This is a genomic window from Gilliamella sp. A7 (genome assembly GCF_002142015.1).
In the GTDB taxonomy this organism is placed as follows: domain Bacteria; phylum Pseudomonadota; class Gammaproteobacteria; order Enterobacterales; family Orbaceae; genus Gilliamella; species Gilliamella apis_A.
Genome location: NZ_NASN01000029.1, coordinates 21,434 through 27,885, shown reverse-complemented (window position 1 = coordinate 27,885; position 6,452 = coordinate 21,434). Strand labels below are relative to the sequence as shown.

General features: G+C 34.2%; 7 protein-coding genes. 2 read left to right on the top strand and 5 right to left on the bottom strand.

What is annotated here, in order from left to right; genetic code table 11:
- Positions 1-278: 278 nt before the first annotated feature.
- Positions 279-734, bottom strand: a complete 456-nt coding sequence (locus B6D18_RS08205; protein ID WP_086364014.1) for a DNA polymerase III subunit chi — start codon at positions 732-734, stop codon at positions 279-281.
- A gap of 13 nt (positions 735-747) precedes the next feature.
- Positions 748-2,232 carry a leucyl aminopeptidase gene (locus B6D18_RS08200; protein ID WP_086364013.1) on the bottom strand — a complete coding sequence of 495 codons (1,485 nt, stop codon included), beginning with the start codon at positions 2,230-2,232 and terminating at the stop codon, positions 748-750.
- A 138-nt stretch (positions 2,233-2,370) separates the two neighbouring features.
- Between B6D18_RS08200 and lptF the strand changes: the two genes are divergently transcribed.
- Positions 2,371-3,474, top strand: a complete 1,104-nt coding sequence (gene lptF / locus B6D18_RS08195) for an LPS export ABC transporter permease LptF (protein ID WP_086364012.1) — start codon at positions 2,371-2,373, stop codon at positions 3,472-3,474.
- 10 nt (positions 3,475-3,484) lie between these two features.
- Positions 3,485-4,549 carry an LPS export ABC transporter permease LptG gene (gene lptG, locus B6D18_RS08190; RefSeq protein WP_086364011.1) on the top strand — a complete coding sequence of 355 codons (1,065 nt, stop codon included), beginning with the start codon at positions 3,485-3,487 and terminating at the stop codon, positions 4,547-4,549.
- 216 nt (positions 4,550-4,765) lie between these two features.
- Here lptG and msrB read toward each other — a convergent pair whose 3' ends face one another.
- The 3 genes from msrB to msrA are packed head-to-tail and all read right to left on the bottom strand — an operon-like array spanning position 4,766 to position 6,346.
- Complete coding sequence (gene msrB, locus B6D18_RS08185) at positions 4,766-5,203, bottom strand: peptide-methionine (R)-S-oxide reductase MsrB (RefSeq protein WP_086364010.1); 438 nt, start codon at positions 5,201-5,203, stop codon at positions 4,766-4,768.
- A gap of 60 nt (positions 5,204-5,263) precedes the next feature.
- Positions 5,264-5,794 (bottom strand): cytochrome b, encoded by a 531-nt coding sequence (locus B6D18_RS08180; RefSeq protein ID WP_086364009.1) that lies wholly within the window; start codon positions 5,792-5,794, stop codon positions 5,264-5,266.
- 3 nt (positions 5,795-5,797) lie between these two features.
- The gene (msrA, locus tag B6D18_RS08175) at positions 5,798-6,346 is read right to left on the bottom strand and encodes a peptide-methionine (S)-S-oxide reductase MsrA (RefSeq protein ID WP_086364008.1); all 549 of its coding nucleotides are present in this window, start codon (positions 6,344-6,346) and stop codon (positions 5,798-5,800) included.
- Positions 6,347-6,452: the final 106 nt, after the last annotated feature.

The window sequence follows — 6,452 nt, the reverse complement described above, 5'->3', positions numbered from 1 at the left end:
GTTTATTACTTAGGTTTTATATAAATAATACGAGTGGTTTGATGGTTCTAGAACTTAATTGATAGATCTTGTTATATAGGGCTTAAATAATGCCATTTTTTTTAAGAAAAATATACCCTTTCCACAAAATTTTTAAGGTTTTTTATAAAAAAGGATTGTAATGCCGTAATAGTTAATTTTGAAATAATCCCACTATTTATCCTTAATTTACTTTAAAAACTAGCTTTATCAATTTCTGTAAACTAGTTTGGATAAAGACTATTTCTTAAAATAGTTGATCATCGGCATGTAATTGGAATAGTTTTGAGATTAAAACCTGCTTCTTTGTAAGCTTTATATCTTTCTCTTGCTAATGATTTTTGTTGGTCGTCAACAGGAACAAAATCGATAATATCACGATAAACACCGGCAAATTCTGGAAATTGTTGTTGTAGGTTTATTAATAAATGTCGTGCACCACTACTGCGCTTTTGTGGCCAGCAGATTTCAACCGGCGATCCACTTTTTAACCCTTCACCAGCTAGATTATGTGGAACAAAATCATCGGTATCAAGTTGCCATAAATATTCATCAATTCGCTCAGCTTGCGCTTGATCTTGGCAAGCAACCAGCACACGTTGTTTGCTGTGCCATGCTTCGACAATTTTTTCGCAGGCTAATTTTTCTTGAAATAAGACCCCAGCATCATTAGCTGGGGTTGGGTTTTCTAGTAAATAGAAAATCACTTTTTTCATGATGTTTATCTAATTATTTTTGATCAAGTAAGTATTGAATTAACATAGCAACAGGTCGGCCAGTTGCACCTTTGTTAGCACCTGATTTCCAAGCTGTACCAGCTATATCAAGATGTGCCCATTGATATTTTTCAGTAAAGCGTGATAAGAAACAAGCAGCAGTAATTGTCCCGCCATCTCGACCACCAGCGTTGACAATATCAGCGCATGTCGATTTGATTTGTTCTTGGAAATCACTATCAATTGGCAAAGACCATGCTTTATCACCGGCTTTATTTGATGAGATAACAAGTTGTTCCACCAACTGTGGATTGTTACCCATTACACCAGTGTAATGGTGACCAAGAGCCACAATACAAGCACCCGTTAATGTTGCAATATCAATGACAGTTTTTGGTTTGAAGCATTCAACATAGGTTAAGGTATCACATAAGACTAAACGGCCTTCAGCATCAGTGTTAATTACTTCAACAGTAATACCTGACATGGTCGTTAAAATATCACCTGGGCGATAAGCATTACCATCGGGCATATTTTCACAACCAGCCATTACACCGACGACATTGATTGGCAATTTGAGCTCGGCAACTGCTTGCATAACACCAAACACCGTTGCTGCACCACACATATCATACTTCATTTCGTCCATACCAGCAGAAGGTTTAATAGATATACCACCTGAATCGAAAGTTAATCCTTTACCAACTAATACATAAGGTTGGGCTTTTTTATCTTTAGCACCATGGTATTCAATCACCGTCATAATTGATTCATTAGCTGATCCTCGGCCAACAGCTAAATAAGCATTCATATTGAGTTTTGCTAATTCTTTTTCGCCAAAACAGGTGACTTTTAAATTGGTGTATTGTTGACCTAAACTTTTACCCTGTTCAGCTAAGTACTTAGCATTACAGACATTCGATGGCATGTTAGCTATATTTTTTGTACTAGCAATAGCTTTGGCAATAATTTGCCCTTGCAATAATTGGCCTTCAACTTGGTTGACTGTCTTTTTATCATCATAAAGCAATGTCAATTTTTGTAAGCTCGGTTGTTCTGATTTTTTTGTTTTGAACTCATCAAAACAGTAAGTTAATTCACTAACGATTTGTGGCAGTTGCTTAGCAATTTCACCACTTATTGCTGAATTTAAGGTCAAAATATCCCAACAAATGTGGTTAACTTTTTTGCTTGCAAGCTCTTTAATTGTAGCTTGAATCACTTTTTTGGCGGCATTTAAATCAAAATTTTTTGCTTTACCACATCCCACAACTAATATTTTTTGTTTGGTAGAATTTGCCGGTGAATATAAAAATGTAGTTTTACCTAACTCACCACTAATATCGCCTGATTTAATCAATTGGTTAATCAAACCATTATTTTTTTCATCTATCTCTTTGATTAAATTAGATTGTGTTTTGCTTAATTGAACAGTAATAACTAAACATTCTTCTTTTTGTTTGGTTATAGCAAGGCTATTTTTGATTGCGTATTGCATAGGATTCTCTTAAAAAATATTGAGTGTGAATAGTAACATTTTATCGGTTCATTAAACGATAGCAACAAAAAGATAACGAAACAACGCAAATCAGATTATAATAGTCAGATTTGATAAGACGAATAGATAGGTAAAAACGTGATAATTCGCCGATATTTAATTAAAGAGACAATGAAAACACAAGGGGCAATATTATTTATATTATTGCTGATTTTCTTTTCTCAAAAATTAATCAGAATTTTATCCAGCGCAATCGATGGCAGTATTCCGCGGGATTTGATTATGCCATTATTAGTATTAGGTGTATCAAATATGGCAGATCTAATTTTGCCACTAAGTCTTTTTTTAGGTGTGCTTGTTACCTTTGGTCGACTTTATTCTGATAGCGAGATGGTCGCAATGCATGCTTGTGGCGTAAAAAAGAGACTTAATTATCAAGTCGTTTTTTTCCTTTGTGTAATGACATGTACACTAACAACTCTAAATAGTCTTTGGTTTGGACCTTGGTCTAGCGTAAAGCAAGATCAATTAATTGAGAATGCAAAAATTAATCCAAGTTTAGCGGGTTTATTAGCAGGACAATTTCAACAAACACCTGATGGCAATTCAGTTATTTATATCGGCAATGTCGATAACAATAAATTAGATAACGTATTTATTGCCCAAATTAATCCTAAAAATAGTCAGCGCCCGTCTATCATTATTGCCAATAAAGGAAAAACAGAAGAAGACACCGATGGTAATCAAATCATCACCCTTGAAGATGCGAATCGTTATGAAGGCACGGCCCAGCTAAAAGATTTTCGTATATCGAATTTTCATAACTATTTGGGCATCATAAAACCTAAAGAATTAGATACAAGTGTTGAGGATGATAAAGCTGATGTGCAACAATTAGGGTTACTTGAGCTACAGCAAAATCCAACACCTAAAGCTAAAGCTGAATTTTATTGGCGATTAACGCTAATTATCTCGGTTCCTTTAATGGCTTTTCTAGTCATTCCACTAAGTGTTTCAAATCCAAGACAAGGTAGACTTGCACAAATTTTACCTGCATTACTACTTTATCTGGTCTATTTTTTACTCTCCAGCTCAGTTAAAGCAAATGCCGGTAAAGGTCGACTAGATCCTGCTTTGTGGTTTTATCTTATTAATATGGGGTATTTTATTCTGGCTTTAATCTTAAATTGTTGGGATAACATATTTATGCGTAAACTTCGTTTAAAATATAGTGCATTATAAGGGGAAAACGATGTTTTCGATTTTAGACCGTTATATTGGTAAAACTATCTTAAATACCATCGGTATTTGCTTATTTTTACTAATTAGTTTATCTGGAATTATTCGTTTTATTGATCAACTTAGAAGAATAAAAGTTGATTATGATGCGCTTTCCGTTGGTTTATATTCATTACTCATGGTACCAAAAGATTTAGAAATTTTCTTTCCAATGGCTGCACTGCTGGGAGGTTTAATCGGTTTAGGAATATTAGCCTCACGCAGTGAACTTATTGTTATGGAAACATCAGGATTTAGCCGATTTAAAATTGCTCTAGCTGTAATGAAAACAGCTTTACCATTAGTTATTTTAACCATGGCTATTGGTGAATGGGTTGCACCAATAAGTGAACAGACCGCCCGCAATATGCGTTCAGAAAAACTTTATGGTGATTCGTTATTAGCGCAGCAAGGTAGTCTATGGGCTAAAGATGGTAATGACTATGTCTATATTGGCCATGTTAACAATGACAGTTCGATATCAAATATTGATATTTATAGTGTAGATAAAAATAAACTTCTTTCAATTACCCATGCTAATAGTGGTGTATTTGAAAACGGAGTTTGGACTCTGTCAGAAATTGAAAAAAATGATTTAACCAATTCCAACCAAGTAACTGGCACCAATATATTGAATATGCAATGGAAAACCAATATTACTCCCGATAAATTAAGTATTGTCGCCTTTGATCCAGAATCTCTATCCGCATCTGGTTTATACAAATATTCGCAGTATTTGAAAGATTCTGGGCAAGATACTAAATATTATGACCTACTATTTTGGAAAAAACTGATTAAACCTGTGTCAGTTGCAGTGATGTTACTATTGGCTTTATCCTTCATTTTTGGTCCGCTACGTAGCGTTTCGATGGGGGTTAGAGTGATTATTGGAATTAGTTTTGGATTTATTTTCTACATTGCCGATAATCTTTTTGCCCAAGTCAGTATTGTAATGGGAATTTACCCTATTGTGGGCTCAATGCTAACCAGCTTAGTATTTTTATTAATTAGTTATATTTTATTTAAGCGTAAAAATTAGCTTATTTATGAAAATTATCATTGCTCATTAAAAATGTTATTGGCATATACGCTGATTGGATATATGCCAATATTATCTTTCATATCAATCAAACAAAACGATTACAGCAAATATAGGAAGGTTTACTCATATATTTGTTGATCATAAGTAGAAATTCATTCACATAATTTGTTTTTTTAGCATTCTTTAATTTGATAAAAAATCCATTAATTTAATTTAGTTAAACAACCTTAAATATTCACCGTAACCTTGCGTTTCAAGTTCTTCTTTTGGAATAAATTTTAACGCAGCAGAATTGATACAATAACGTAATCCACCTAATGCTACGGGGCCATCAGTGAAAACATGACCAAGATGGGAGTCTGCCTTTGATGAACGCACTTCTATCCGGTTCATGCCGTGACTGTTATCTTCTTTTTCTATAATTTGTTGCTGATTAATCGGTTTAGAAAAGCTTGGCCAACCACAGCCAGAATCAAATTTATCTAATGACGTAAATAACGGTTCCCCTGAGACGATATCAACATAGATACCTTCCCGATGGTTAGAATTGTACTGATTATCAAATGGGGGCTCAGTGCCATTTTGTTGAGTAACATGATATTGCATAGGTGTTAATGCTGCTATAGCCTTATCTTTCATTGATTTATTCATGATTTATCTGCCTCACGTTACGTTATAGATGCTATTAATATTAGCAATTTTGAATTTATGTTAATCGTTACTACTCAACATTGATTGTAGTACTTTATCTTTAAGCCAAAAATAATGATACAACGCACCTAATATATGAATAATAACCAATATTGCTAAAGCGTAAGCAGTGATTAGATGCATTGAATGAAATATTTGATGTATTGAATTTGGCATAGCTATGGCCGGAACAGATATTAGACCAAAGACATTTAAATCTCGGCCACTCATCAAATAACCAGATAGCGGTACAATAAGCAGTAAAATATAGATAAATCCTTGAGTAGATTTAGACAATATCCGTTGTAGTTTTTGTTCTTTAGGTAAAACATCAGGTACACCTTGGTCTCGAATTACTATTATTCGCCATATCATTAATAGCAAAACAACAACGCCCAAAGATTTATGCAATAAATAAACAATTGGCATACCACCTAAAATATTCGACATTGTCACTTTAGCTAAAAGCAATAAAGTAACAATCACGATTAACAAGGCTGATGACCAATGGATCCATTTTTGTTTATTGCTATACTGCGGATAACTTTGCATTGCTTACTCACTTTTTGCTGCTGGCTTATCTTGCCAATTATCAGCAATGAAATTGGCTCGTCCAGATAAGCGATAATAACGGTTATAATGTTCTGGTTGTTTTTTATAGTAATCTTGATGATAATCTTCTGCCGGATAAAATATTGCTGCTGGCTCTATAGCAACATTAATTGGATAATTAAATCGTTTACTTTCTTCTAATGCTTGCTTAGATGCGATTGCTTGCTGCTGCTGAAATTTATTATGATAAAAAATCACCGGTCGATAAGAATCGCCCCGATCAGCAAACTGCCCTTGTGAATCAGTCGGATCAATTTGTTGCCAAAAAATTTCCAGTAGTTTTTTATAGCTGATCAGAGTTGGGTCAAACGTTATCTGCACAGCTTCAGTATGACCAGTATTACCTTGGCAAACTTGCTGATAAGTTGGGCTTACCATGTGGCCACCCGTATACCCAGAAATCACACTAATCACACCTTCATATTTGTCGAAAGGTTTTACCATACACCAAAAACAACCACCGGCAAATGTTGCTTGTTCATATTGTTGCATAAAAACCTCCATCTAAATGATATTAATAGAAATGATCTTTATTTTAAAACACAACACTCACTTTTCCCTGATAGCTATGCGGTAATATTACTTGAAACCGGTCAAA

What these genes read in the sequence shown, in the direction of transcription:
- B6D18_RS08205 (WP_086364014.1), bottom strand. Translation starts at nt 734, where the DNA reads ATGAAAAAAGTGATTTTCTATTTACTAGAAAACCCAACCCCAGCTAAT.
- B6D18_RS08200 (WP_086364013.1), bottom strand. Translation starts at nt 2,232, where the DNA reads ATGCAATACGCAATCAAAAATAGCCTTGCTATAACCAAACAAAAAGAA.
- lptG (WP_086364011.1), top strand. Translation starts at nt 3,485, where the DNA reads ATGTTTTCGATTTTAGACCGTTATATTGGTAAAACTATCTTAAATACC.
- msrB (WP_086364010.1), bottom strand. Translation starts at nt 5,203, where the DNA reads ATGAATAAATCAATGAAAGATAAGGCTATAGCAGCATTAACACCTATG.
- B6D18_RS08180 (WP_086364009.1), bottom strand. Translation starts at nt 5,794, where the DNA reads ATGCAAAGTTATCCGCAGTATAGCAATAAACAAAAATGGATCCATTGG.
- msrA (WP_086364008.1), bottom strand. Translation starts at nt 6,346, where the DNA reads ATGCAACAATATGAACAAGCAACATTTGCCGGTGGTTGTTTTTGGTGT.